General features: G+C 53.3%; 26 protein-coding genes, 1 pseudogene and 1 riboswitch. Of the genes and pseudogenes, 13 read left to right on the top strand and 14 right to left on the bottom strand.

What is annotated here, in order from left to right; genetic code table 11:
* Window positions 1-62 precede the first annotated feature (62 nt).
* The 5 genes from ACSZO4_RS09235 to ACSZO4_RS09215 all read right to left on the bottom strand — a co-directional run bounded on the left by ACSZO4_RS09235 (window position 63) and on the right by ACSZO4_RS09215 (window position 3,033).
* Window positions 63-443, bottom strand: a complete 381-nt coding sequence (locus tag ACSZO4_RS09235) for a hypothetical protein (RefSeq protein WP_437888627.1) — start codon at window positions 441-443, stop codon at window positions 63-65.
* 249 nt (window positions 444-692) lie between these two features.
* A complete protein-coding gene (locus ACSZO4_RS09230; RefSeq protein ID WP_437888626.1) occupies window positions 693-1,019 on the bottom strand; it encodes a hypothetical protein in 327 nt (108 codons plus the stop codon).
* 396 nt (window positions 1,020-1,415) lie between these two features.
* Complete coding sequence (locus ACSZO4_RS09225) at window positions 1,416-1,862, bottom strand: YcgN family cysteine cluster protein (RefSeq protein WP_437888625.1); 447 nt, start codon at window positions 1,860-1,862, stop codon at window positions 1,416-1,418.
* A 93-nt stretch (window positions 1,863-1,955) separates the two neighbouring features.
* Entirely contained in the window at window positions 1,956-2,615 is a 660-nt protein-coding gene (locus ACSZO4_RS09220; RefSeq protein WP_437888624.1) for a fumarylacetoacetate hydrolase family protein, read from the bottom strand.
* A 151-nt stretch (window positions 2,616-2,766) separates the two neighbouring features.
* Window positions 2,767-3,033, bottom strand: coding sequence for a YcgL domain-containing protein (locus ACSZO4_RS09215; RefSeq protein ID WP_437888623.1), 267 nt, complete (start codon window positions 3,031-3,033; stop codon window positions 2,767-2,769).
* A 123-nt stretch (window positions 3,034-3,156) separates the two neighbouring features.
* Here ACSZO4_RS09215 and minC point away from each other — a divergent pair, with 123 nt between their 5' ends.
* The 3 genes from minC to minE are packed head-to-tail and all read left to right on the top strand — an operon-like array spanning window position 3,157 to window position 4,957.
* Entirely contained in the window at window positions 3,157-3,852 is a 696-nt protein-coding gene (minC, locus tag ACSZO4_RS09210) for a septum site-determining protein MinC (RefSeq protein ID WP_437888622.1), read from the top strand.
* Window positions 3,853-3,874: 22 nt separating this feature from the next.
* Entirely contained in the window at window positions 3,875-4,687 is an 813-nt protein-coding gene (minD, locus tag ACSZO4_RS09205) for a septum site-determining protein MinD (protein WP_437888621.1), read from the top strand.
* Window positions 4,688-4,690: 3 nt separating this feature from the next.
* On the top strand, window positions 4,691-4,957 hold the full coding sequence (gene minE, locus ACSZO4_RS09200; protein ID WP_437431572.1) for a cell division topological specificity factor MinE: 267 nt from the start codon (window positions 4,691-4,693) through the stop codon (window positions 4,955-4,957).
* Between the two features lie 99 nt (window positions 4,958-5,056).
* Here minE and rnd read toward each other — a convergent pair whose 3' ends face one another.
* The 5 genes from rnd to ACSZO4_RS09175 all read right to left on the bottom strand — a co-directional run bounded on the left by rnd (window position 5,057) and on the right by ACSZO4_RS09175 (window position 11,431).
* Window positions 5,057-6,184: a ribonuclease D gene (gene rnd, locus ACSZO4_RS09195; RefSeq protein WP_437888620.1), complete on the bottom strand. Its 1,128-nt coding sequence runs from the start codon at window positions 6,182-6,184 to the stop codon at window positions 5,057-5,059.
* A 71-nt stretch (window positions 6,185-6,255) separates the two neighbouring features.
* Window positions 6,256-7,941: a long-chain-fatty-acid--CoA ligase FadD gene (gene fadD, locus ACSZO4_RS09190; protein WP_437888643.1), complete on the bottom strand. Its 1,686-nt coding sequence runs from the start codon at window positions 7,939-7,941 to the stop codon at window positions 6,256-6,258.
* A 205-nt stretch (window positions 7,942-8,146) separates the two neighbouring features.
* Entirely contained in the window at window positions 8,147-8,728 is a 582-nt protein-coding gene (locus ACSZO4_RS09185) for a Slp family lipoprotein (protein ID WP_437888619.1), read from the bottom strand.
* A gap of 37 nt (window positions 8,729-8,765) precedes the next feature.
* Window positions 8,766-9,461, bottom strand: coding sequence for a tRNA (adenosine(37)-N6)-threonylcarbamoyltransferase complex dimerization subunit type 1 TsaB (gene tsaB / locus ACSZO4_RS09180; protein ID WP_437888618.1), 696 nt, complete (start codon window positions 9,459-9,461; stop codon window positions 8,766-8,768).
* A 59-nt stretch (window positions 9,462-9,520) separates the two neighbouring features.
* Window positions 9,521-11,431, bottom strand: coding sequence for an ATP-dependent DNA helicase (locus tag ACSZO4_RS09175; RefSeq protein ID WP_437888617.1), 1,911 nt, complete (start codon window positions 11,429-11,431; stop codon window positions 9,521-9,523).
* Window positions 11,432-11,541: 110 nt separating this feature from the next.
* Between ACSZO4_RS09175 and ACSZO4_RS09170 the strand changes: the two genes are divergently transcribed.
* Window positions 11,542-11,886, top strand: coding sequence for a RidA family protein (locus ACSZO4_RS09170; protein WP_437888616.1), 345 nt, complete (start codon window positions 11,542-11,544; stop codon window positions 11,884-11,886).
* Window positions 11,887-11,921: 35 nt separating this feature from the next.
* Here ACSZO4_RS09170 and ACSZO4_RS09165 read toward each other — a convergent pair whose 3' ends face one another.
* Both ACSZO4_RS09165 and ACSZO4_RS09160 read right to left on the bottom strand, forming a co-directional pair.
* The gene (locus ACSZO4_RS09165) at window positions 11,922-12,491 is read right to left on the bottom strand and encodes a DUF7716 domain-containing protein (RefSeq protein WP_437888615.1); all 570 of its coding nucleotides are present in this window, start codon (window positions 12,489-12,491) and stop codon (window positions 11,922-11,924) included.
* Complete coding sequence (locus ACSZO4_RS09160; RefSeq protein ID WP_437888614.1) at window positions 12,478-12,663, bottom strand: YoaH family protein; 186 nt, start codon at window positions 12,661-12,663, stop codon at window positions 12,478-12,480. The genes ACSZO4_RS09165 and ACSZO4_RS09160 overlap by 14 nt, the downstream gene beginning before the upstream one ends.
* Before the next feature lie 91 nt (window positions 12,664-12,754).
* On the opposite strand from ACSZO4_RS09160, the gene pabB reads away from it, so the two are divergent.
* The 4 genes and pseudogenes from pabB (at window position 12,755) to ACSZO4_RS09140 (ending at window position 17,975) form a co-directional block, all read left to right on the top strand.
* Window positions 12,755-14,116: an aminodeoxychorismate synthase component 1 gene (pabB, locus tag ACSZO4_RS09155; RefSeq protein WP_437888612.1), complete on the top strand. Its 1,362-nt coding sequence runs from the start codon at window positions 12,755-12,757 to the stop codon at window positions 14,114-14,116.
* A gap of 5 nt (window positions 14,117-14,121) precedes the next feature.
* Window positions 14,122-14,700, top strand: a complete 579-nt coding sequence (locus ACSZO4_RS09150; protein ID WP_437888610.1) for a CoA pyrophosphatase — start codon at window positions 14,122-14,124, stop codon at window positions 14,698-14,700.
* Window positions 14,701-14,881: 181 nt separating this feature from the next.
* Window positions 14,882-16,246, top strand: coding sequence for an L-serine ammonia-lyase (gene sdaA / locus ACSZO4_RS09145; protein ID WP_437888608.1), 1,365 nt, complete (start codon window positions 14,882-14,884; stop codon window positions 16,244-16,246).
* A gap of 132 nt (window positions 16,247-16,378) precedes the next feature.
* Window positions 16,379-17,975: pseudogene (locus tag ACSZO4_RS09140) on the top strand (EAL domain-containing protein).
* A gap of 2 nt (window positions 17,976-17,977) precedes the next feature.
* Here the strand turns inward: ACSZO4_RS09140 and yoaE are convergent.
* On the bottom strand, window positions 17,978-19,537 hold the full coding sequence (gene yoaE, locus ACSZO4_RS09135; protein ID WP_437888606.1) for a CNNM family cation transport protein YoaE: 1,560 nt from the start codon (window positions 19,535-19,537) through the stop codon (window positions 17,978-17,980).
* 441 nt (window positions 19,538-19,978) lie between these two features.
* Between yoaE and manX the strand changes: the two genes are divergently transcribed.
* From manX to mntP, 5 genes are all read left to right on the top strand, one after another.
* On the top strand, window positions 19,979-20,938 hold the full coding sequence (gene manX, locus ACSZO4_RS09130; RefSeq protein WP_437888604.1) for a PTS mannose transporter subunit IIAB: 960 nt from the start codon (window positions 19,979-19,981) through the stop codon (window positions 20,936-20,938).
* Window positions 20,939-20,998: 60 nt separating this feature from the next.
* Window positions 20,999-21,796 (top strand): PTS mannose/fructose/sorbose transporter subunit IIC, encoded by a 798-nt coding sequence (locus ACSZO4_RS09125; RefSeq protein ID WP_437888602.1) that lies wholly within the window; start codon window positions 20,999-21,001, stop codon window positions 21,794-21,796.
* Between the two features lie 12 nt (window positions 21,797-21,808).
* Window positions 21,809-22,660, top strand: a complete 852-nt coding sequence (locus tag ACSZO4_RS09120; protein WP_437888600.1) for a PTS mannose transporter subunit IID — start codon at window positions 21,809-21,811, stop codon at window positions 22,658-22,660.
* 54 nt (window positions 22,661-22,714) lie between these two features.
* Window positions 22,715-23,170 (top strand): DUF986 family protein, encoded by a 456-nt coding sequence (locus ACSZO4_RS09115; protein ID WP_437888598.1) that lies wholly within the window; start codon window positions 22,715-22,717, stop codon window positions 23,168-23,170.
* A 200-nt stretch (window positions 23,171-23,370) separates the two neighbouring features.
* Window positions 23,371-23,546, top strand: a riboswitch (yybP-ykoY riboswitch).
* A gap of 6 nt (window positions 23,547-23,552) precedes the next feature.
* Window positions 23,553-24,119, top strand: coding sequence for a manganese efflux pump MntP (mntP, locus tag ACSZO4_RS09110; protein ID WP_437888596.1), 567 nt, complete (start codon window positions 23,553-23,555; stop codon window positions 24,117-24,119).
* Here mntP and rlmA read toward each other — a convergent pair.
* Window positions 24,116-24,931 (bottom strand): 23S rRNA (guanine(745)-N(1))-methyltransferase, encoded by an 816-nt coding sequence (gene rlmA, locus ACSZO4_RS09105; protein WP_437888594.1) that lies wholly within the window; start codon window positions 24,929-24,931, stop codon window positions 24,116-24,118. The genes mntP and rlmA overlap by 4 nt on opposite strands.
* Window positions 24,932-25,141 lie beyond the last annotated feature (210 nt).

Here is a 25,141-nt window from a genome sequence, read left to right as displayed (position 1 = left end):
TTTTGTCCTGCAACTCGACATATTTTGGGTATATGACGAATATAAATCAGGACAGATAATACTTACTTGAATAGCCCTGTTTTTGTTGAGACAGGAGATTCTGACATGGAATAACGCTGGACTTTATCTCCATCAAACATAATAACCAATTCTTTCTTGGTGCCAGATGCAGAAGAGCCAAACCAGTTAACAACCGGAATATAGCTTACGGCATCCAAAGAGACATCTGCCAGTTCATAGGTCCAGATCTCTTTTCCACCGTCAGTGAATGACGTTTTGGCCGGTGAGCCAAAAATTTTCTTAACTTCAGCCTTTGTTGTAACACCTTCAACAACTTTAGACTTTACGCTTGCTTCAGATTCTTTTTTTAGAGATTGATTACCACTTGAGGCACATCCCGCTAAAGCAACGCTAATCATCATGACCATAAGCACTTTTTTCATTTATTGTTTCCTTTGATTGTTATCGGAAACATATTAACACTGCTATATGCTCAGGAAGTGACTACCATTATTGGCAGGCGCGGATTTTGTGGATATTTGTTATCGGGCACTGGAGTCAGTATCCGGGCTGCCGCTTCAATTTATCCATATGTTTCCTGTTCCTATTTTCAGGAAGAACATATAAAAAAAAACAGGCAATTGCACAATTCTAACCACGCCCACCAACCTTTGACTGGTGGGCTGATGGCTTTATTTTACTGGGTTTGATTGACTTTCTTTATACATTTTTTTCGCGAATTCAAGGTCGCTCATTTTCGGATCGACTTTTTCCAGACATTTACTGAATTCTCTCAGGGGCGTTTTACCATCACTGGCTGGTTGAGCCGTTTCTCCCAGCGCCTCTAATTGAATTATTTCCGCTTCTTTAATCGCCATCTCCGGCGCACTTATGATGCAGACCGTTTTTTGTGCTGCGACCTTAGTTGACCATTTTAAATAGCCTAAATAATTGGCAGCCGCACCCAACAAAGCCGAAACTATCATCCCCAAAATAAAAATAAAAACTTTCTGTTTCACTGAATCATCTCCAGAGTTGATGGCTTAAGGATATCAACAATGTCCACTCTAATGAAAAAATAATAAATCCATTCCCTAACCTAAATAACATGGAGGGTATCCCCATCATACTTCAAGCTGCCTCTTTGCTGACTACGTTTAGCCACCCCGGCATATCGTTATCCATGCTCCCTAAGATATCTTCGCTTGCCGCCGCGATGCGGCTCAAATTTTTTGGGTATATATCTATTTTTTATCCTTCGCCAACCCACGCTTCCTGATGGCTAAAATGGTTCAGACAGTCATGATGAGATGCATCGCCATATGTACCTTTTTAACAGTAAATGTCGAAGATGGTGCCCCATCAGTGCCCCTGGAACAAAATCAGTAAGACAAAACACCGTTCAAACCAACGTCTCACCGCGCCCATTCAGGCTTATTCAAAATATGATCCTGCCAGTCGCGGACTTCGGACTCTTTGACCGCGATATGGCGGACGGTGATGCGCTGTTTGTGCATCATATCCTTGGAGCCGGTACGCAAAGGATGCCAGAGCGGTAATGCATTCCCTTCCGCCAGCAGGCGGTATGCGCAGGTGGGCGGTAGCCATTCGAAGGTCGGCAGATTGTCGCGGGTCAGTTTAATGCAGTCCGGCTCATACTCGAAGCGACGCTCATAGTTACGGCACTGGCAGGTTTTGATATTGAGCTGACGGCAGGCGACGTTGGTGAAGTAGATTTCATCGCTGTCTTCATCCATCAGTTTGTGCAGGCAGCACTGACCACAGCCGTCACACAGCGATTCCCACTCCGCGTCCGTCATTTGTTCCAGAGTTTTGCTTTGCCAGAAAGGTGTGTCGTTCATAAGTCTGTTCGCCATTAAAAACCAGGGAGCACCTTATAACCAGTCTGGCAGGGGGATGCAAGTTTTGCCGCCCATTTCGAGCGGCAAACGCATTCAGAGTACGCGGGTGGTCAGCGACAGACCGTTAAAGCTCACTTCCAGCTCATCGCCACTGTGCAGCGGCCCGACGCCGTCCGGGGTGCCTGTCAGCACCACGTCACCGGCTTTGAGGGTGAAATAGCGGCTCATATAGGCAATCAGCGGCACAATTTTGTGGATCATGTCAGAGGTCGAACCCTGCTGGCGCACTTCACCGTTAATCGTCAGGCCAAGCGGCGTATTTTGCGGATCGCTGTTAAATTCAGCCGCCGGAATAAAACCGGAAATCGGGCAGGAGTTATCAAAGCCCTTGGCTTTTTCCCAGGGTTGCCCGGCTTTTTTCATTTTGCCTTGCAGATCGCGCAAGGTCAGATCCAGTGCAACGCCATAGCCCGCGATAGCTTTCAGTACGTGCTCTTCGGTGGCCTGACGCAGCGTGGCGCCAATCAATACCGCCAGCTCAACTTCATGGTGGACAGAGCCAAAATCCTGCGGTAACGCCAGCGGTTGCCGCAGGTCGCATAATGCCGTTTCAGGTTTAATAAACAGCACCGGCTCTTCCGGCGTAGCGCTACCCATTTCTTTAATATGTTTTGCGTAGTTACTCCCCACGCAGACGACTTTACTCACCGGGTAGTCCAGCAGTGCGCCCTGCCAGTTATGATGTTGGTACATGGTTTTCCCCTAAGTAACGCATTGAAGATGAGAGAAAAATGACTATCCGCGCCGCCTGACGGTTTGTCAAATACCAAAGTCTTACCGTAGATATCAGAAGGAGGAATCACGATGTGGCGGAATCGATCCACCACATTGCTGGCAGGCCGTTTTAGCTGTTTAAAGAAATATGCTGTTTCAACAAATCTTCCGGCGGCGGCAACTGCAAATAAAAACCCTGGGCGGTTAACGCGGCTTTCACTTTTTCCAGATCCGCATTCGCCAGTTTTTTGCGACCATCAAGCGGCAGCAGCATCGCCAGCTGTGGACGGCCAAAGCTTTTCATTAATTCTTCCGGCACGCGGCTGAAATCGTCTTTTTTTTCGACATACAGATAAGTGTCGTCACGCAAGGTACTTCGGTAGATCGCACAAAACATACTTAATTACTCTGAATTAATGGGTGGTTACTTGCTTGAATATAATAGTGACTATAACATGCTTAATAGTCTTCGGAATATCACTCGGTTGTCAGTGATAATAGCAAAATGAGTAAGGTCAGGATGTCAAACACGCCCATCGAGCTAAAAGGCAGTAGTTTTACCTTATCAGTGGTTCATTTGCATGATGCAAAGCCCGAGGTTATTCGCCAGGCGTTAGAAGACAAAATCGCGCAGGCCCCCGCTTTCTTAAAACATGCCCCTATCGTTATTAATGTCTCCGGTCTTAATAGTCCGGTTAACTGGTCGCAACTGCAAAAAGTCATCGTGGAGACCGGACTGCGAGTCGTCGGCGTCAGCGGTTGTCAGGACAGCGAACTTAAAGCCGACATTGAACGCGCGGGTCTTCCTCTGTTAACCGAGGGGAAAGAAAAAGCGCCGCGCCCGTCGCCCGTAGCGGCCGTGGCCGCGCCAGTTGTTACACCGGTCACAAAAACACGCTTGATTGATACGCCAGTTCGTTCCGGTCAGCGCATTTATGCGCCAGACTGTGATCTGATAGTGACCAGCCATGTCAGTGCTGGAGCTGAGTTGATTGCCGACGGAAATATCCATGTTTATGGCATGATGCGTGGACGAGCACTTGCAGGTGCCAGCGGTGCGCAGGATGCCCAAATTTTTTGTACTCACCTTGCTGCGGAACTGGTTTCCATCGCAGGGGAATACTGGCTGAGTGACAGGATCCCGGCCGATTATTATGGCAAAGCGGCCCGCTTACGTTTAGCAGGCAGCGCTTTGACTATTCAACCATTAGATTAAGCCCTTTTAACAAGGAACTCCTATGGCACGCATTATTGTTGTTACTTCGGGTAAAGGGGGCGTTGGTAAAACAACCTCCAGCGCGGCCATCGCGACCGGTTTGGCCCAGAAGGGAAACAAGACCGTCGTTATCGATTTCGACATTGGCCTGCGTAACCTCGACCTGATTATGGGCTGTGAGCGTCGTGTGGTTTATGATTTCGTTAACGTTATTCAGGGCGATGCAACGCTGAACCAGGCGCTGATCAAAGATAAGCGCACTGAGAATCTCTATATTCTTCCCGCTTCTCAGACGCGTGACAAAGACGCCTTAACGCGTGAAGGCGTGGAAAAAGTTCTCGATGAGCTGCACAAAATGGACTTCGCGTTCATTATTTGCGACTCACCCGCAGGCATCGAAACCGGTGCATTGATGGCGCTCTATTTCGCCGATGAAGCCATTATCACCACCAACCCGGAAGTCTCGTCGGTGCGTGACTCTGACCGCATCCTGGGTATTCTGGCGTCAAAATCCCGCCGTGCCGAAAACGGTGAGGAGCCGATTAAAGAGCACCTGCTGTTGACCCGTTACAATCCAGGGCGCGTCAGCAAAGGTGATATGCTGAGTATGGAAGATGTGCTGGAGATCCTGCGCATCAAGTTGGTTGGCGTGATCCCGGAAGATCAGTCAGTGCTTCGCGCATCCAACCAGGGAGAGCCAGTTATTCTGGACGCCGCCGCTGATGCCGGCAAAGCCTACGCCGATACTGTGGATCGCCTGTTGGGAGAAGAACGCCCGTTTCGCTTCATCGAAGAAGAGAAGAAAGGTTTCCTCAAACGCCTGTTCGGAGGATAAGTTATGGCATTACTCGACTTTTTTCTCTCAAGAAAAAAGAACACCGCCAACATCGCCAAAGAGCGTCTGCAAATTATTGTTGCTGAACGCCGCCGTAGCGATGCAGAACCACATTATTTACCGCAGCTGAAACGCGATATTCTGGAGGTGATTTGCAAATATGTGCAAATTGATCCGGAAATGGTCACGGTCCAGCTTGAGCAAAAAGGTGATGATATTTCCATTCTGGAACTTAACGTCACCCTTCCGGAACCGGAAGAGACAAAATAACATCCAGGGCAACAGCGGTTGCCCGATAATTAAAAAAGGCAGAATCTTTCTGCCTTTTTTATTATCTTTCACGGAAAACCCTGGTTTTATTTACAGGGGTTATCGCGGATATTGCGCTAATAATGTTTGCAGCGGATCGGCCATCAATTTCCCGCGCCATCCGTTAATTAATTCCGGCAGGCTGGCGGTGGTTTTCAATTTCCAGTGCCAGTTAAGCAACTGATTAATCTGCCGACGTGATGCCAGCAACTCCGCGCTTAAACCACTGTTTTCGCTAATCCCCTGCACCAGGGTTTTAATATCTTTAAAGGCTTTGCGATAGCCTGGCATATCGACCAGATTCGCCAGCGGCTCCGGAAGCGACTCCTCAGGCAATGCCTGCGCCTGGGCGACCATCGCCAGCAAGGTTTTACCGTGGAAGCGGATCTCACTGCCTGACAGACCAATGCTGTCGAGCTCGCCCATGCTGCCCGGCATATACCGCGCCACGGCCCACAGGTTCTCTTCACGCACCACAAAGTTCACCGCCAGGTCACGCTCACGCGCTTTACGCAGACGCCAGTCAGCCAGCAGACGCAGGCAGCCTAGCTGGCGAGTACGCAGTTGCCAGGCATTGCTGATATCACGCCAGGCATCTTCAGGCGCAAGAATCTCCTGACGGCGCTGCATCATCAGGCGACACTCATCCAGCGCGGCATCCAGCCAGCCCGCCTGCACGGTCTCGGCCATTAACTTATGGGCAATGGGCAGCAGATACCAGACATCCGCTGCCGCATAGTCACACTGACGTTCTGTCAGCGGGCGCGCCAGCCAGTCGGTACGGGATTCACTCTTATCAATCGCAAGGCCGGTGAACTCTTCCACCATCGAGGCGAAGCCCCAGGAGAGCGGGCGGCCGCAAAATGCCGCGAGGATTTGCGTGTCAATCATCGGCTGAGGCAGCATGCCAAATGCATTGAGAAACACCTCAAGATCTTCACTTCCGGCATGGAGAAATTTGGTCACCCGCGTGTCGCCGAGCAACTGGCGAAACGGATCCCAGTCGGTAATGGCCAGCGGATCGATCAACGCCAGTTGTTCGCCGTCAAACAGCTGGATCAATCCCAGTTGCGGGTAGTAGGTGCGCGTGCGAACAAATTCAGTATCCAGGGCGACAGCATCTTTCGCACCCGCAGTCTCACAGAGCGCGGCCAGTGCTTCGTTGGTGGTGATCATCTGGTAATTCAAATCATTTTCTCTTTAGTTTGCGCCCATAAAAAACGCCGGATTAACCGGCGTTCAGGCGACTCACGCATAGCTCAGTCTTTATTGTCCACTTTGCTGCGGGCTTCGTCACGTAATTCTCGTCGTAATATTTTGCCAACATTCGATTTTGGCAATTCCGCGCGAAACTCTACCTTTTTCGGCACTTTGTAACCGGTGAGCTGGCGGCGACAAAACGCGATCAGCGCCTCTTCCGTCAGCGCAGCATCTTTTTTCACCACGAAGATTTTAACCATTTCACCGCTGTTTTCAGACGGCACGCCGACGGCGGCCACTTCCTGAACCCCCGAATGCTGCATGACCACATCTTCGATTTCATTGGGGTACACGTTAAAACCTGACACCAGAATCATATCTTTTTTGCGATCGACAATGCGCATAAAGCCTTCGTCGTCCATCACGGCGATATCGCCGGTATACAACCAGCCATCTTTGATGATTTCGTCGGTGGCATCCGGGCGCTGCCAGTAACCCAGCATCACCTGTGGGCCTTTGACGCAAAGCTCGCCTGGTTCGCCGTGAGCCACTTCATTGCCTTCATCATCCACCAGCTTCACATCCGTTGAAGGTACCGGCAGGCCAATGCTGCCGCTGTGGTAGTCGATATCATGCGGATTGACGCTCACCAGCGGGGAACATTCCGTCAGGCCATAGCCCTCCAGCAAATACTGCCCGGTCAGCTTCACCCAACGCTCAGCAACGGCCTGTTGCACCGGCATCCCGCCGCCCGCGGAAAGATGTAGAGACGAGAAATCCAGTTTGCGGAACTCTTCATTGTTAAGCAGAGCATTGAACAGCGTGTTCACTCCGGTCATCGCAGTGAACGGATATTTTGCCAGCTCTTTTACCAGCCCCGGAATGTCACGCGGGTTGGTTATCAGTAAATTCTGTCCGCCAAGCTCGATAAACAGCAGGCAGTTCATGGTCAGGGCAAAAATGTGGTAAAGCGGCAGTGCGGTCACCACCAGCTCCGTACCGCGATGCAGTAACGGACCATAGGTTGCGTTGACCTGTTCGAGGTTGGCCAGCATATTGCGGTGAGTCAGCATCGCCCCTTTCGCCACCCCGGTGGTTCCGCCGGTATATTGCAAAAATGCAAGATCGTCGGTCGAAACCTCAGGCTTAACGTACTGCTGGCGATAGCCCGTTTGCAGCGCGCGGCGGAAGGAGATGGCGTCCGGGAGGTGATATTTAGGCACCAGACGTTTGATATATTTCACCACGAAGTTGACCAGCGTCCCTTTCGCCGGAGAGAGCTGATCCCCCATGCGGGTGAGGATCACGTGGCGAACCTGGGTTTTATCCACCACTTTTTCCAGGGTATGGGCAAAGTTGGAGACAATCACAATCGCCGCCGCACCGCTGTCATTCAACTGATGTTCCAGCTCGCGCGGGGTGTAGAGCGGGTTGACGTTCACCACGATCATCCCGGCCCGCAAAATACCAAACAGGGCAACCGGATATTGTAAAAGGTTTGGCATCATCAGCGCCACGCGATCGCCCTTTTTCAGCCCCAGGCCTTGCTGTAAGTAGGCGGCAAATGCCCGGCTGCGTTCTTCCAGTTTACGGAAGGTCATCACCTCCCCCATATTGACGAACGCAGGCTGATCGGCATAGCGCGCTGCCGAATGTTCAAAAAGTTCAACCAGGGATTGATAACGATCGGGATTGATTTCCGCAGGCACATCGCCGGGGTAACGGTTTAGCCAGACCTTCTTCAATGCATCACCTCTAAAATGGATATTCGACGTCATCACAACCCCTGCAATAAACAAACTGTTAACATAATATTAACTCAGCGTACCAGTTTATTAATTGTGCTAACTGAAGGTTGCGAAGCGCGTCACTAATTATTTTTGTTATCGTCATGCTAAATAAAGAAACAGCGGACCAGCCGCTGTTTCGTTTGCTTTGTGGAACAGAACTTTACTCTGTTACAACACTTTGCACCTGAGCGGGACCGGGGTTAAACCAGCTCCATCCGCCGTAGCCGTACCGCCAGGGATGCGGCCCTATCATCCAGGGATCCATTGGCATGGGCGGCATCACAACTTGCTTAGCGATACGCCAGCGTTTGTAGCCTTCGACATTGATGACGAGGAATTTATAAGGCGCCCCGCCGACCTTGCCCTCATGGACGCCGGTAATCGGGCCAACCACGGTCACCAGTTGGTTCTGGAAATCCACCGGGTCGATAAAGCCGTTTACTTCGGCAAAAATACGCCCGACGGAGGCCTCACCCAAAATTGGCCGTGCGCCGCTGTCCAGCGGGACTGCGGCAATCTCCAGGCGGGTCTTGCCTTTCTGGTTAGCGACCTTCACCACCTTGCCGCCAAAACGTGACTCCTGCCCGACATACAGCTGGGGGGCGTTCATCACTCGCACCAGATCCTGCTGCGGCGTGGGGCTGGTTCCCTTGATCGCGTCAGGCACCGAGACACAACCGCTTAACGCCACTACGGTCATACCGGCCACCAGCCAACGTACAGCCCTATTCAGACTTGCCATGATGCAACTCCTTACACTCAGTTCGTACTACTGAGATTCATTCACGGCCCGGAAGTTTCTTCCAGGCCACTTCGTTACGCAAATAAACAGGTTCCGACTGCTCGACGGCCACCGCCTGGCCTTCAGCCAGCAGTTGCAGCGCTATGGGCAACATATCTTCAGCTGCAGGAAGGGTGACATTACCGTCCGTCAATTCCACGTTCGCCGTTGCGAGCATTTCCGGCCAGGCCGCCCAGCCGGTCCCCACCGTCGCCCAGTGGCCTTCAAGCCCGGCAAGACGCGCAGCTACCGCTTCCGGCTTCAGTACCGCTTCGGTCTCTTCGCCGTGCCAGATGCCGTTTTCATCCCGCTGATATTCCGCCCAGTAGACTTCCCCCATGCGGGCATCGATGGCGGCCAGCACCCGTGTTGCCCCCGTCAGACGCCATGCGCCCTGCGCCATGGTGGCCAGGGTTGAAACGCCAATCATCGGCAGCGCGGCACCCAGCGCCAGTCCTTGCGCGATACCAATCCCGATACGTACGCCGGTGAAACTGCCCGGTCCGCGCCCGAACGCCAGTGCGTCGAGGTCGGTGAGCGCAACGCCGCTTTCGGTGAGAACGTCATTAACCAGAGGCAGAATGCGTTGGGTATGTTCGCGTGGGCAGAGTTCGAAGTGAGCAAAGTTCGCTCCGTTGTCGTACAGTGCAACGGAGCAGGCTTCGGTGGCGGTATCAATAGCCAGAATTCGCATGGGTATTAGCAGTCCCGGTAAAACAAAATGGCGCGCATCTTAACACAGTCTGCGGCAAATTACTCCGCTTCGCTGACTGCAAGAAAGGCGACTGCCCGTTGAATATCCCGGGTACGGGGCGATGGTGGCAGGCTCGAGAGAAACACGGCGCCATAAGGACGCATCACCAGTCGGTTGTCACAGATGACCAGTACCCCGCGATCGTCAACGTCACGAATAAGACGCCCCACGCCCTGTTTGAGGGTGATCACCGCATCGGGCAACTGGACCTCGTCAAAGGGATCGCCGCCGCGCAGACGACAGTCTTCCATCCGCGCTTTTAACAGCGGATCCTCCGGCGAGGTAAACGGCAGCTTATCGATGATCACCAGCGATAAGGTATCGCCACGCACATCCACCCCTTCCCAGAAACTGCTGGTTGCCACCAGCAGCGCGTTACCGGCGCTGACAAACTGCTGGAGCAGTTGCCCTTTACTGGTTTCCCCCTGTAGCAACACCGGCAATGTCATGGTGGCGCGGAACTGCTCGGCCAGATCGCGCATCATCGCATGCGAAGTACAAAGCATAAAACAGCGTCCGTTGTTAGCCTCGATGATCGGTTTTAGCATCGCGGCCAGATGACGCGCGCCGCCGGGTTGATTCGCCTGTGGGAGATTGCGCGGCACGCAGAGCAGGGTCTGGCGCGCATAGTCAAAAGGACTGGGCAGTAACAGCGCCCCGGCCTCTTCAATCCCCAGCCGGGCGGTGAAGTGATGCAGGTCGTCGTTCACCGATAAGGTCGCAGAGGTGAAAATCCAGCTCCCTTTTTTCTGCGCCATCACCTCTTTAAATTTGTCCGACACCGACAGCGGCGTCAGGGCCAGCGTAAAGTGGCGGGAAGTACATTCATACCAGTAGCTGTAGCCGGGCTGGTTATAATCTTTCAGACGCTTAAGTCTGGCGCGATACAGCGTTGCGCGTTCAAAAGCCGCATCGAGCAGCGCCGAGCGCCCCAGGGACAATTTCGCCACGTCGTAGCACAGCTCCAGCGCATCATCCAGCAACAGCAATGCGCGCTGAATATGGGCATCCGCCAGCAGTTCGCGCAGATTGCCGCGATAGCCAGGCTCACCGAGTTGCAGGCGGAAATCCTGAGTGCTTTGCGCCAGCCGGTCGGCGCATTTTTGCAACTGCTGGGTATCTTTTAATTCCGTGCGGTAAGCAATGGTGAAATCTTTGGCCAGATCCAGCAGTTGTCTGCTCGACAGCGACTGACCAAAATACTGGCTGGCAATATCCGGAAGCTGGTGGGCTTCATCGAAAATCATTACTTCAGCTTCGGGGATCAGCTCGCCAAATCCGCTGTCCTTCACCACCATATCCGCCAGAAACAGATGATGATTGACCACCACCACGTCGGCATCCATCGCTTTTTTGCGCGCCTTCACCACAAAGCAATCTTTGTAGAGTGGGCAATCGCTGCCCAGACAGTTGTCGTTGGTGCTGGTCACCAGCGGCCAGGCGGCAGAGTCCTCGGCTACGCTTACGCAGGTGCTGATGTCGCCATCCTGAGTATTGTTGGACCAGGAGCGCAGCAGAATGACATCGCTCAGGGTTTGCACCGGCAGATCGCCTCCGGCCAGCACCTGTTGTTCCAGCCGTTCAATGCACAGATAGTTCGACCGCCCTTTGAGCAGAGCGGTGCGCCCGCTAAAGGCCAGCGCTTTTGCCACCGTCGGCAGATCGCGACTGTAGAGCTGATCCTGCAACGCTTTGGATCCGGTAGAGATGATCACCTTTTTACCGGCGCGCAGCGCTGGCGCAAGGTAGGCATAGGTTTTGCCGGTCCCGGTACCCGCCTCGACCACCAGCGGTTCCATCCGCGCAATCGCTTCGCTGACGGCATGCGCCATCTGACGCTGCGGTTCACGCGGCTTAAATCCCGGTATCGCTTTGGCCAACTGACCGTCTGTTGCAAAATCGTCTGTCACACTGCCCCCACACTGGATAAATCGCCAGCGATTATGTCAGGGCATTGGGTTTTTCGCCAGTCTGTGGCAGTCTTGCCCGCAGTCCCGATAAAAACGATAAGGAAAAAAGTATGACAATTACCCGCATTGACGCTGACGCCCGCTGGTCTGACGCCGTCATCCACAACCAGACGCTGTATTACACCGGCGTTCCGGAAAACCTGGATGCAGATGCCTTCGAGCAGACCGCCAATACCCTTGCGCAAATTGATGCCGTACTGGCAAAACAGGGCAGCGATAAGACCCGGATCCTCGATGTCACTATCTTCCTGGTGGAGAAAAGCGATTTTGCCGCGATGAACAAAGCCTGGGATGCATGGGTGGTTGCCGGGCATGCGCCAGTACGCTGTACCGTTCAGGCCGGGTTAATGAACCCTAAATATAAGGTCGAAATTAAGATTGTTGCCGCCGTCTGACAGGACGCCGCCCGGCGCGTATCCCGCGCCGAAATTTATTCCATATCCAGAAAGTCGTCGTGCTCAAGGTAATGGTTGAGTGCGCGAATGATTTCATCGTCGCTGGCGTCGGGCTTTTGCTGAACAGCCAGTTCGACCACCGACTGAAAATGCTCGCCCATACAGGCGAATTCGCGGTAATCCCCCGTCAAGACAGCGGCTTCATCGTCATCGCTGCCGACAACATAGAGCACATCGCCCACCTGAATGCTCCCGTCATGTGTTGAATACAGGCTGTAGTAGAGCTCAGTCCCCTGCCCGGCTTTCACACAGGCAATGAGCGCTTCGATGCCGATCGGCATATTCAGTCGCAGGGTTTCAAGCGCCGGGCCTGCCGGCTGAAAAATCACGGTTGCGCCAGTGGCCTGTAATTCTCGCTCCAGAGGGCGCAAGCGCAGGCGAAAATCCTCGCCCACACAAACCGGCAGGCTGGCGACAAAGCTCAATGCACCGGCAAGCGGTAAATTCAGCGCTTTTCGGAGGGCGTGGACCACCTTGAGTTTCTGCGGACCAATATCGGTGATGAGAAGGCGTCCCGCCTGCCAGTCCGTGTTACTCGTCTTCATCTTCGTCGTCAAAACGCGCCACCACCCGCTCGCCGGTATGGCTGGCGCGCAGTTCATTCGCCACCAGGCTGATGGCCTCCCCACTGCTCATACCCTGCGTTATCAGCTCCTGAATACGCTCAACGGCTTTTTGTTGCTGCTCGTGACTAAGGGAAGGTAAACCTGCAAACATGGGGAACTCCTGCTAAATTATTCGCGCAAATTATTTCACGCACCGTCATTATGCACTATTGCACGCAGTATGACGTAAAGAGTCAGAATCAATGCACACCTTGTCATCACGTTTGATCAATTTACCCTGGCGTCCGGACGCTGCCGAAGAGTACTTTTCCCGCATCCAGACTTTGCCATGGGCGATGCTGTTACATTCCGGCCATGCCGAACATGCTTATAACCGGTTTGATATTCTGGTGGCCGATCCGCGCACTACCCTCGTCACCGAGGGGGCCATCACCCGGGTGCGCGACAGCGAAGGGGAACGCAGCACCACCGACGATCCGCTGATGCTGCTTCAGTCAGCGCTGGATGCGATGTCCATTCACACTGAAAGTCACCCTGACCTGCCGTTCCAGGGCGGCGCGCTGGGTCTGTTCGGCTACGACCTGGGCCGTCGTTTTGAAACCCTGCCGACCGTCGCCGGTCAGGATATTGCGCTGCCGGATATGGCGGTGGGCATTTATGACTGGGCGCTGATTGTTGACCATCAGCTACAGACCGTGACCCTGTTAAGCCAGGGAGATGTCAATGCGCGCTACGCCTGGCTGATGCTGCAGTCTCCCGCCTGCGGGTTGCCGTTTCGCTTAACGTCGCCGTGGCGGGCCAATATGACCCGCGAGGAATACGGGGAGAAATTTCGCCAGGTACAGGCCTGGCTGCACAGTGGCGACTGTTATCAGGTCAATCTTGCCCAGCGGTTTCAGGCCGCCTATGAAGGTGATGAATGGCAGGCATTTTGCCAGCTTAACCGTTCCAACCGCGCCCCGTTCAGCGCGTTCTTGCGCCTTGAAGATGGCGTCATTTTGAGCCTTTCCCCTGAACGCTTTATTCAGATCGCTGGCGATATCATTCAGACTCGGCCAATCAAAGGCACGCTGCCGCGTTTGCCCGATCCGCAGGAAGACGCCCTGCAGGCCCGGAAACTGGCGGCATCGCCAAAAGACAGGGCAGAAAACCTGATGATCGTTGACCTGATGCGCAATGATATTGGCCGTGTTGCCGAACCCGGCAGTGTGCGGGTGCCGGAGTTGTTTGTGGTGGAACCCTTCCACGCCGTACACCACCTCGTCAGCACGGTAACGGCGAAATTACCGGCCACACTGCATGCAAGCGACGTCCTTCGCGCCGCGTTTCCGGGCGGGTCTATCACCGGCGCGCCCAAAATTCGGGCCATGGCAATCATTGACCAACTGGAGCCGCAGCGGCGCAATGCCTGGTGCGGCAGCATCGGCTACATCAGTTTTTGCGGCAATATGGATACCAGTATCACTATCCGCACGCTGACCGCCTGGCAAGGTCAACTATACTGCTCCGCGGGCGGCGGGATCGTCGCTGACAGTGATGAAGACGCGGAATATCAGGAAACCTTTGATAAGGTTAACCGCATACTGCAACAACTGGAGAAGTAAATTTCATGGCGCACTCCGCACTGACTCTGGACGATTTTATCTCCCGCTTTCAACTTTTACGCCCGCAACTGACGGCCACCAGCGCCAATACGCGCCAGGCGGCCGTGCTCGTACCGGTAGTGCGCCGTAAAGAGCCTGGTCTGCTGTTAACCCAACGCTCGGCGCGACTGCGCAAACATGCCGGGCAGGTCGCTTTTCCTGGCGGTGCGGTGGATGCGACCGACGCGTCACTGATTGCCGCCGCCCTGCGTGAGGCTGAAGAAGAGGTGGCGATCCCCCCTCAGGCGGTGGAAGTGATCGGGGTGCTGCCGCCGGTAGACAGCGTAACCGGATTTCGCGTGACGCCGGTCGTCGGCATTATTCCTGCGGATCTGCACTACCATGCCAGCGAAGATGAAGTGGCTTCGGTGTTTGAAATGCCGCTGGCGGAAGCTCTGCGTCTGGGTCGCTACCACCCGCTGGATGTGCATCGCCACGGCAATGCTCACCGGGTATGGCTCTCCTGGTATCAGCATTACTTTGTCTGGGGCATGACGGCTGGCATTATTCGCGAACTGTCGCTACAGATTGGCTATCGCCCCTGATATAACCCCAGACAACGCATTGATAACATGAATGGATTCAGCACCAGGCATTAGTAAAATCAGTGTCATTCATTAGTTTAATTCATGTGAATAATTCAACTGTGAAATTACTTCCCTCTTACACTATGCGCAGTGATTACATCGTTACCGGAACCCCAGTAGCCCTGTCAGGAGTGTTAAAGTGATTAGTATATTCGACATGTTCAAAGTGGGAATTGGTCCGTCATCTTCCCACACTGTTGGCCCGATGAAGGCCGGAAAACAGTTCGTCGATGACCTGGTCGAAAAGGGATTGCTGGAGCGCGTTACCCGGGTTGCAGTGGACGTTTACGGTTCGCTGTCATTAACGGGTAAAGGTCACCACACCGATATCGCCATTATTATGGGCCTTGCGGGCAATGAGCCTGCCACCGTGGATATTGACACCATTCCGGCGTTTATTCGCGATGTTGAAGCGCGCGGACGCCTGCTGCTGGCCTCCGGCCGCCAGGAAGTAGATTTCCCGCCGAACGATGGTATGCGTTTCCATAGCGATAATCTGCCGCTGCATGAAAATGCGATGAGCATTCACGCCTGGAGCGGTGAGAAAGAGATCTACAGTAAAACCTATTACTCCATCGGCGGCGGTTTTATCGTCGATGAAGAGCATTTTGGCAAAGATACCGTTGCAAGCGTCAGCGTCCCATATCCGTTCAAATCCGCCAGTGAGATGCTTGAGTATTGCCAGCAGACCGGTTTGTCTCTCTCCGGGATGGTGATGCAGAACGAGCTGGCGCTGCATAGCAAGCATGAGATTGAAGCTTACTTCGGCCAGGTCTGGGCAACTATGCGCGCCTGTATCGACCGGGGTATGAATACCGAAGGCGTACTGCCAGGCCCCCTGCGGGTACCTCGTCGCGCCTCGGCATTACGCCGCCTGCTGGTCGCCAGCGATAAGCTTTCTAATGACCCGATGAACGTGGTCGACTGGGTGAATATGTTTGCCCTGGCGGTCAATGAAGAAAATGCCGCCGGCGGGCGCGTGGTCACCGCGCCGACCAATGGCGCCTGCGGGATCGTGCCTGCGGTACTGGCCTATTACGATCACTTTATCGAATCCGTCAGCCCGGATATCTATATTCGCTATTTCCTCGCGGCCGGCGCTATCGGCGCATTGTATAAAATGAACGCGTCCATCTCGGGTGCGGAAGTCGGTTGCCAGGGTGAAGTGGGCGTCGCCTGTTCGATGGCGGCGGCAGGCCTGGCCGAATTGCTGGGAGCCAGCCCGGAACAGGTCTGCGTGGCGGCTGAAATCGGCATGGAGCATAACCTTGGTCTGACCTGCGACCCGGTGGCAGGCCAGGTTCAGGTGCCCTGCATCGAACGTAACGCGATTGCCTCAGTGAAGGCGATTAACGCCTCCCGTATGGCAATGCGCCGTACCAGCGCGCCGCGTGTCTCACTCGATAAGGTTATCGAAACTATGTATGAGACCGGCAAAGATATGAACGCGAAATACCGCGAAACCTCCCGCGGCGGTCTTGCCATCAAGGTTCAGTGCGACTAAGACTTCTTTTCAGCCCTTCTGCAACGGAAGGGCTATTTTATGGTGCTTTCTCCTCGCTTTTACCATTTCCCCACTACACTTTCTTTGTTCTGGCAATTTTCCCGGGCCAGTCGCTTTACAGGCGGTCACGGCATGCAAACAGCACAGCGGATTATTTCAGGTTATCGGCGCAAGCGGGTTATTCTCTGCGTATTAATCGCTCTGGCGGTGTTTTTCGCCACGCTGGCGAGCCGATTTATTTTGGAGCGCAATTTAAATCAGGACAGGATCAGCGCTTTTACGCGCCATGCCGTGCAATCCCTCGATAAGTTGCTGTTACCTCTTGAACAAAAACGTGGCGATATTGTTCCGCTGGTGGGGCAACCCTGCGCCAATGCCCATTTTGTGTTGCGAAAACAGGCGGCCAGCCTGCAGACGGTGCGTTCCATTGGTTTAATCAAAGAGGGGATCCTCTACTGTTCCAGTATTTTTGGTTACCGGGATATCCCCATAAACCAGCTTCAACCCGCGCTCCCGTCGGCGAAACCCTTGCTGTTGCTCACCACCGACCACTCACTGCTCAAGAATACCCCGGTGATGATTTTTTGGTTCCCGACCACGCCAGATGGTCAAAACGGGATCATCGAAATCATTAATATCGGGCTGTTAATCAATCTGACTCTTGAACCCGATTCGCCGCTGATCGCCCGTGCCGGTCTGAACATTGGGCAACATTACTTGCTTTACGGCAGTGGCGAGATCCAATCCTTGTCACCCGAGGAGAGCGAGGAACACTTCCAGCGCCCCTCCGAGCATTTTGCCTATAATATTTCCGTGACCAGCCCCGGCGCGACCAGTATTGCACTGCGCTATTTGCCTTCCCAGGTACCGCTGGCCCTGCTGTTAAGTTTACTGACGGGCTATATCGCCTGGCTGGCAACGGCCAGTCGGATGAGCTTTTCCTGGGAAATTAATCTGGGGATGGCCGCGCGGGAATTTGAGCTTTTCTGTCAGCCGCTGCTGGATGCCAGCAACAATACCTGTGTCGGCGTTGAGATATTGCTGCGCTGGAATAACCCCCGCCAGGGGTGGATCTCACCGGAAGTTTTTATACCCATCGCGGAGCAACACAATCTTATTGCCCCGCTCACGCGGTACGTGATGGTGGAGACTCAACGCCAGTTGAGCTTGTTCCCGGCGGATAGTCAGTTCCAGATTGGGATTAACGTGGCGCCTAGCCATTTACGCCGCGGCATGTTGCTAAGAGACCTGAACCGCTACTGGTTCAAAGCCCATCCCGTGCAACAGTTAACCATTGAACTGACGGAACGGGACGCCCTGCAGGATATGGATTATCGGATGGTGCGTGAGCTTCACCGTAAAGGGGTCAAAATTGCGATTGATGATTTTGGCACTGGCAACAGTTCTCTGTCCTGGCTGGAGCGGTTACATCCTGATGTGCTGAAAATTGATAAGTCGTTTACCACCGCCATTGGTACCGATGCCATCAACTCAACGGTGACCGATATGATTATTTCGCTGGGGCAGCGCCTGCATATAGAGCTGGTGGCGGAGGGGGTTGAGAATCCCCGCCAGGCAGAGCACCTACGCCAGCGGGGAGTACATGTTTTACAAGGTTTTTTGTACGCAAAACCGATGCCGATTAAAGAGTTTCCTCGCTGGCTGGCGGGATGGACGTCGCCCCCCCGTCAGACGCAACCGACTGATAATGCCGTTTATGCCGCTTTGAGATTACTCTTCTTCATCATCAAGCGGCTGCTCTTTAACAACACGCACCAGGTCAACACGGTAGTCATTGGCTTCCACCACGGTGATAAGCAGTGGTTTCAGCTCCAGCACATCGCCCGGACGCGGGATCTGCCCATTGATTGCAATCACCAGACCGGCAACGGTGGCGATGTCCTGCTCATCGTTGACCAGCGTATCCAGTTGCAGCGTGTGCTGAAGCGCATGCAGGTCGGTCGCACCTTTGACTAACCAGCCGTCGCCGTCCGCAATAATTTCCGGCGTTTCATCCGCATCCGGGAACTCACCGGCAATGGCTTCCAGCACGTCCAGCGGCGTGACCAGCCCCTGCACCACACCAAATTCATTGGTGACGATAACAAAGCTGCCGCGCGCACGCCGTAACACCGCCAGCAGCTTGATGGGATCCAGGGTTTCCGGTACCACAATCGCCGGAGACATTGCCGCAATGGCGGCCACATCAGCCCCTGCTTCCAGCGCCACCAGCATCTCTTTGGCGCGCACGATACCAATCACTTCATCCAGTTCGCCACGACATACCGGGAACAGGCTATGCGGCGAGGAGAGCAGCTGCTGGCGAATTTCATCCACGCTCAGGCTGGCATCGACCCAGCTGATTTCACCACGCGGCGTCATAATGCTGCGCAGCGAGCGGGAAGCCAGGGTGAGTACGCCGTTGATCATGTAGCGTTCTTCTTCCGCAAAGGCGCCGTCCGGCACCGGTACGGCTGTCGGGCTTTCCGCATCCTGAGTCTGGCTGGCGTTACGCTTACCGCCCATTAAACGCAAAATGGCGTCGGCCGTACGTGCACGCAGCGGCACCGTGGATTGATGGCGAATAAAGTTGCGGCGGGCAATCTGGTTAAACAGCTCGATGATTATCGAGAAACCAATTGCGGCATACAGGTAACCTTTCGGAATATGGAAACCAAAACCTTCGGCCACCAGACTCAGACCAATCATCAACAGGAAGCTCAGACAGAGCACTACCACCGTCGGATGCTGGTTAACAAAGCGGGTTAAAGGTTTGGATGCCAGCAACATCACCGCCATCGCAATCACCACGGCTGCCATCATCACCGGCAGATGGTTGACCATCCCGACGGCGGTAATGACCGCATCGAGGGAGAACACCGCATCAAGAATCACGATCTGGACGACCACCCCCCAGAAACTGGCGTAACCTTTACCCTGCCCACCGTCGTGCTGGCGGTTTTCCAGCCTTTCATGTAGCTCCGTGGTCGCCTTGAACAACAGGAAAATACCACCGAACAGCATAATCAAATCACGACCGGAGAAGGTGAAGTCCCAGACGCTGAAAAGGGGCTGGGTGAGCGTCACCATCCACGAAATCAGTGAGAGCAGGCCCAGACGCATGATCAGTGCCAGAGAAAGGCCGATCAGACGTGCTTTGTCTCGCTGTTTTGGCGGTAGTTTATCCGCAAGGATGGCGATAAAGACCAGGTTATCGATACCAAGAACAATTTCCAGAACGACCAGCGTCAATAAGCCGGCCCATATTGAGGGGTCCATTAAGAATTCCATGGCAAGCTCCTGCTCAAAATAAGGCCAGACAGCGCGCACGAGCGCACAGGCATAATGACATTAAGGGGGGACGATAAACGGAAAAGGTTGGCAAAAGATTGCCAGAGGGTGAACTGACGTCGGTGACGGTCCATACGGCGGGCTACAGCCCTATACTCCTGAAATGTTAAACGGAAGCTAAACATATCAGAGAGACTTTACCTTTGGCAAAGATTTACCTGAATTTGCAATTCAAAGATATTTTTCGCCCCGAAATTTCCTCCCCGCTAAAGCTAAATTGCGGATCTGCATCACATAAATTATTTTTTCACTGTCTAAAATAATTCACGAAACAATTAGATTCTTCGCTTTCATCCCTTATCTGAATCGATTCGCTCGTCAGAAGAGATTCTCAATGCATCTGTTATTGATGTGTTAACGACAAGAAGAAGGAGGTAGCAAGTGACCATTGCTATTGTGATAGGCACACATGGTTGGGCTGCGGAACAGTTACTCAAGACCGCTGAAATGTTGTTAGGCGAGCAGGAAAACGTAGGCTGGATTGATTTCGTTCCCGGTGAAAACGCCGAGACGTTAATTGAGAAGTACAACGCGCAACTGGCTAAGCTCGATACCCATCAGGGCGTGCTGTTTCTCGTTGATACATGGGGTGGCAGTCCGTTCAACGCTGCCAGTCGCATTGTCGTCGACAAAGAGCATTATGAGGTGGTAGCCGGGGTCAATATTCCGATGCTGGTCGAAACGCTGATGGCGCGTGATGATAACCCCACGTTTGATGAACTGGTCGCAGTCGCCGTAGAGACAGGACGTGAAGGCGTAAAAGCGCTGAAAGCCAAACCTGTTGAAAAGCCTGCGCCTGTTGTTGCGCCAAAAGCGGCGGCTCCCGCTAAACCGATGGGACCGAACGACTATATGACTATTGGTCTCGCGCGTATTGACGATCGCCTTATTCATGGTCAGGTCGCCACCCGCTGGACCAAAGAAACAAACGTGACGCGCATAATTGTGGTCAGCGATGAAGTTGCTGCTGACAACGTGCGTAAAACACTTCTTACTCAGGTCGCCCCGCCGGGCGTGACGGCGCATGTGGTGGATGTCGCCAAAATGATCCGTGTTTACAACAACCCTAAGTATGCCGGTGAACGGATAATGCTGCTGTTTACTAATCCAACCGATGTACTGCGCATTGTTGAAGAAGGGGTAAAAATCACCTCTATCAACATCGGCGGCATGGCCTATCGTCAGGGGAAAACTCAGGTAAACAATGCCGTTTCGGTGGATGAGAAAGATATTGAAGCCTTTAAAAAGCTCAACGAACGCAATATTGAGCTTGAAGTCCGCAAGGTTTCAAACGATCCGAAACTGAAAATGATGGATTTAATCAGCAAGGTGGCGAACTGATCGCACCAGCTGATTGACCCGGTTCCACAATTACGTTTGTTTTAGCATAGGAGAAGTACAATGGAGATTACCACTCTTCAGATTGTGCTGGTGTTCGTCGTCGCTTGTATCGCCGGTATGGAATCGATACTCGATGAATTTCAGTTTCACCGCCCACTGGTGGCCTGTACGCTGGTCGGTATTGTCCTGGGTGATATGAAAACGGGGATCATTATCGGCGGTACGCTGGAAATGATCGCCCTGGGCTGGATGAACATCGGTGCGGCGGTTGCGCCCGATGCCGCACTGGCTTCAATTATTTCCACCATTCTGGTTATTGGCGGCAACCAAAGTATCGGGGCCGGTATTGCGCTGGCCATCCCACTGGCGGCAGCGGGCCAGGTACTGACCATTATCGTGCGTACCATCACCGTCGGCTTCCAGCACGCAGCGGATAAAGCGGCAGAAAGTGGTAACCTGACGGCGCTTTCCTGGATCCATGTCTCTTCCCTCTTCCTGCAGGCCATGCGTATCGCCATTCCGGCTGTGATTGTGGCGGTCTCCGTGGGAACCAGCGAAGTGCAGAGTATGTTGAACGCGATCCCGGAAGTGGTCACCAGCGGTCTGAACATCGCCGGGGGCATGATTGTGGTGGTAGGTTACGCCATGGTCATCAACATGATGCGCGCCGGCTACCTGATGCCGTTCTTCTACCTGGGTTTCGTCACTGCGGCGTTCACCAACTTCAACCTCGTGGCACTGGGCGTTATCGGTACGGTAATGGCGGTGCTCTATATCCAGCTTAGCCCGAAATACAACCGCTCAGCGGCTCCGGCGCAGGCTGCGGGTTCCAACGATCTTGATAACGAACTGGACTAACAGGTGAACGACATGGTTGATATGACTAAAACTACCACTGAGAAAAAACTCACTCCGGGTGATATTCGTGGCGTGTTCATTCGTTCTAACCTGTTTCAGGGATCCTGGAACTTCGAACGTATGCAAGCGCTGGGCTTCTGCTTCTCTATGGTACCGGCCATTAAACGCCTGTACCCGGAAAATAACGAAGCGCGCCGCCAGGCAATCAAACGTCACCTGGAATTTTTCAACACCCATCCTTATGTCGCCGCCCCTGTCCTGGGTGTGACCCTGGCGATGGAAGAGCAGCGTGCTAACGGTGCGGAAATTGACGATGGTGCGATTAACGGTATCAAAGTCGGTTTGATGGGCCCGCTGGCGGGCGTCGGCGACCCTATCTTCTGGGGGACCGTACGTCCGGTATTCGCCGCACTCGGCGCCGGGATCGCGATGAGCGGAAGCCTGCTTGGGCCACTGCTGTTCTTCGTACTGTTTAACCTGGTCCGTCTGGCGACCCGCTACTACGGCGTGGCTTACGGCTATCGCAAAGGGATCGATATTGTTAAAGATATGGGCGGCGGTTTCCTGCAAAAACTGACTGAGGGGGCGTCAATCCTTGGCCTGTTTGTTATGGGGGCGCTGGTTAACAAGTGGACGCACGTCAATATTCCGCTGGTCGTTTCCCGCATTACTGACCAGACGGGCAAAGAGAATGTCACCACCGTGCAGACCATTCTCGACCAGCTGATGCCGGGGCTGGTGCCGCTGCTGCTGACCTTTGCCTGTATGTGGCTGCTGCGTAAAAAAGTTAACCCGCTGTGGATAATCGTTGGCTTCTTCGTCATCGGTATCGTAGGTTACGCCGTTGGCCTGTTAGGCCTGTAATCAGTTGTGCTATAACCGGGGCCTGGCCCCGGTTTTTTATTCTCAGGAGAAAAAATGACGCTTACGGACAGCATACTGGTGTTGTTTATTACCGCCCTTCTGGCCTGGGCCATTTACGATGAACTGATCCTGCCCCACCGCAACGGTAAGCCCCTGCTGACCCTTCCCCTGCTGCGCCGCAGTCGTGTCGATGCCACCATTTTCGTTGGTTTGCTGGTTATCCTCATTTATAACAATGTCACTAATAACGGAACATCTTTAACCACATGGTTATTATGTGCGCTATCGTTGCTGGCAATATACCTTTTCTGGATCCGGGTTCCGAAGATAATCTTTAAAGCTCAGGGCTTTTACTATTCCAGTGTCTGGATTGAATATAACCGTATAAAAGAGATGAATTTATCCGAGGATGGTGTGCTGGTTGTGCAATTAGAACAACGGCGGGTGCTTATCCGGGTGAAAAATATTGATGATCTTGAGAAAATATATAAATTTATGGTTAAAAATTAGATAGATAGCCATAACCACAACAACGTTATCTGTATATTTATTAGGCACACTTATAGCCTGTGCTATCTTATTTACGACGAAAGTACTTATCTTTTTTAACGTTATTTTTACCAACAAATCTAAATGAAAATCGTTATCAATTAGTAAACAGGATTATAAATTTCTGTTGTTGTTTTATATTCTAAAAATATGTTAAGGTTGCGTCCGTCGTTGGGGAGTAGCCAATTTCTTATTTTCTGGAAATGTGCGTGTCAACATACTCGTTGAAAAACGTGGCACGTACGGACTGAAATCAATCAGTCAGGCGAGACCATAGACACACTGACTACTGTTTGCTGGGGGTAGTGGTGTGTTATATGGAATTCCCGGTCAGGACGCTCGCATGAATTTATCCGCAACAATTCTTCTCGCTTTTGGCATGTCGATGGATGCGTTTGCCGCATCAATAGGCAAAGGCGCGACTCTTCATAAACCCAGATTCTCCGAAGCCCTGCGTATCGGTCTTATCTTTGGCGTTATCGAAACCTTAACTCCGCTTATCGGCTGGGGAATGGGCATGCTGGCCAGCCAGTTCGTGCTCGAGTGGAATCACTGGATTGCCTTTGTATTACTCGTTTTCCTCGGTGGAAGAATGGTACTGGAAGGCTTTCGTGGCGAGGGTGACGATCCGCAAGACGCCCCGCGTCGTCATGGCTTCTGGTTACTGGTTACCACCGCTGTCGCTACCAGCCTGGATGCAATGGCCGTCGGTGTTGGCCTTGCCTTCCTGCAGGTCAACATCCTGACCACGGCCCTGGCGATTGGTTGCGCCACGCTTATTATGTCAACGCTGGGTATGATGCTTGGTCGCTTTATCGGCCCGCTATTGGGTAAGCGTGCCGAAATCCTTGGCGGCGTGGTGCTTATCGGTATTGGCGTGCAGATCCTGTGGGGGCATTTCGCCCCTTAGTCGGCACGGCGCAGACAGTGCAGAGTAAAGTCTGTCTGGCAGCTGAAGCGCTCTTTCGCTACGAGCGCTTCCCACACTTCAGGTTTCGCCCGCCAGGCAAACGGGGTCATTTGTAGCAATGCCACCGCCTCTTTGCCGGTCAAATTCATCTCATAAGCAAGAGATTGCTGTTCGATAACCTGAAAACCGCTTATCTCACCGCTGTCAGGCGCATGCAACTGCGCCTCTTTATAGATTAGTCCCTTTAATTCCAGCAGATGACGCGGCCCTGGTGCGGCGGTGATAACCATTCCACCCGGTTTGACCACCCGCATTAACTCTTCAGCTTTACAGGGCGCATAGATGCGCACGATGGCATCGATACTGTTTTCCTGGAAAGGTAAACGGTGGCTGGAGGCGACACAAAACATGACCTGCGGATAGCGCTTAGCGGCCGCACGGATCGCCGCTTTGGAGACATCCAGCCCAAGGGTCCGGGCACCGGTGCTTGCCGTCACATCAGCAAAAGCACGGGTGTAGTACCCTTCCCCACAGCCAATGTCGAGAATGGCATCCGCATCCACCGGCAATGAGGCACGTAGTTTTTCCGCAATGGCGTCACGTAAGGGCTGATAATGCCCTGCGTCGAGAAACGCGCGGCGCGCCTGCATCATCTCAGCGCTGTCACCAGGATCGCGGGAACGTTTATGCTGAACGGGCAGTAAATTGACATACCCTTCCTTCGCAATATCGAACTGATGGCGATTGCTACAGGAAAAACTACGTTCAGAGCGACTCAATGGCGCGTGACAAAGCGGGCAACTGAAGGGCATAACAACTCCGGAACTCGATAAAGGGCGAAAGTGTACCGCCATTCGTCGCCCCGGGGAATGCGAAGCAGAAATTAAAAAGCCCCGCACAAGTGCGTAATGCCGTTCACTTAAGCGGAGCGGCACTGCGTTTCACCTGTACTAGCTCAGACCTGATCTGACAGTTACCGGTTATTTATACAGGTGTCTGTCAGATTAAATCTGGTTCAGATT

The organism is Phytobacter sp. V91, assembly GCF_965644225.1.
Lineage (GTDB): Bacteria > Pseudomonadota > Gammaproteobacteria > Enterobacterales > Enterobacteriaceae > CBFFRJ01.
This window is presented reverse-complemented; position numbering and strand designations above follow the sequence as displayed.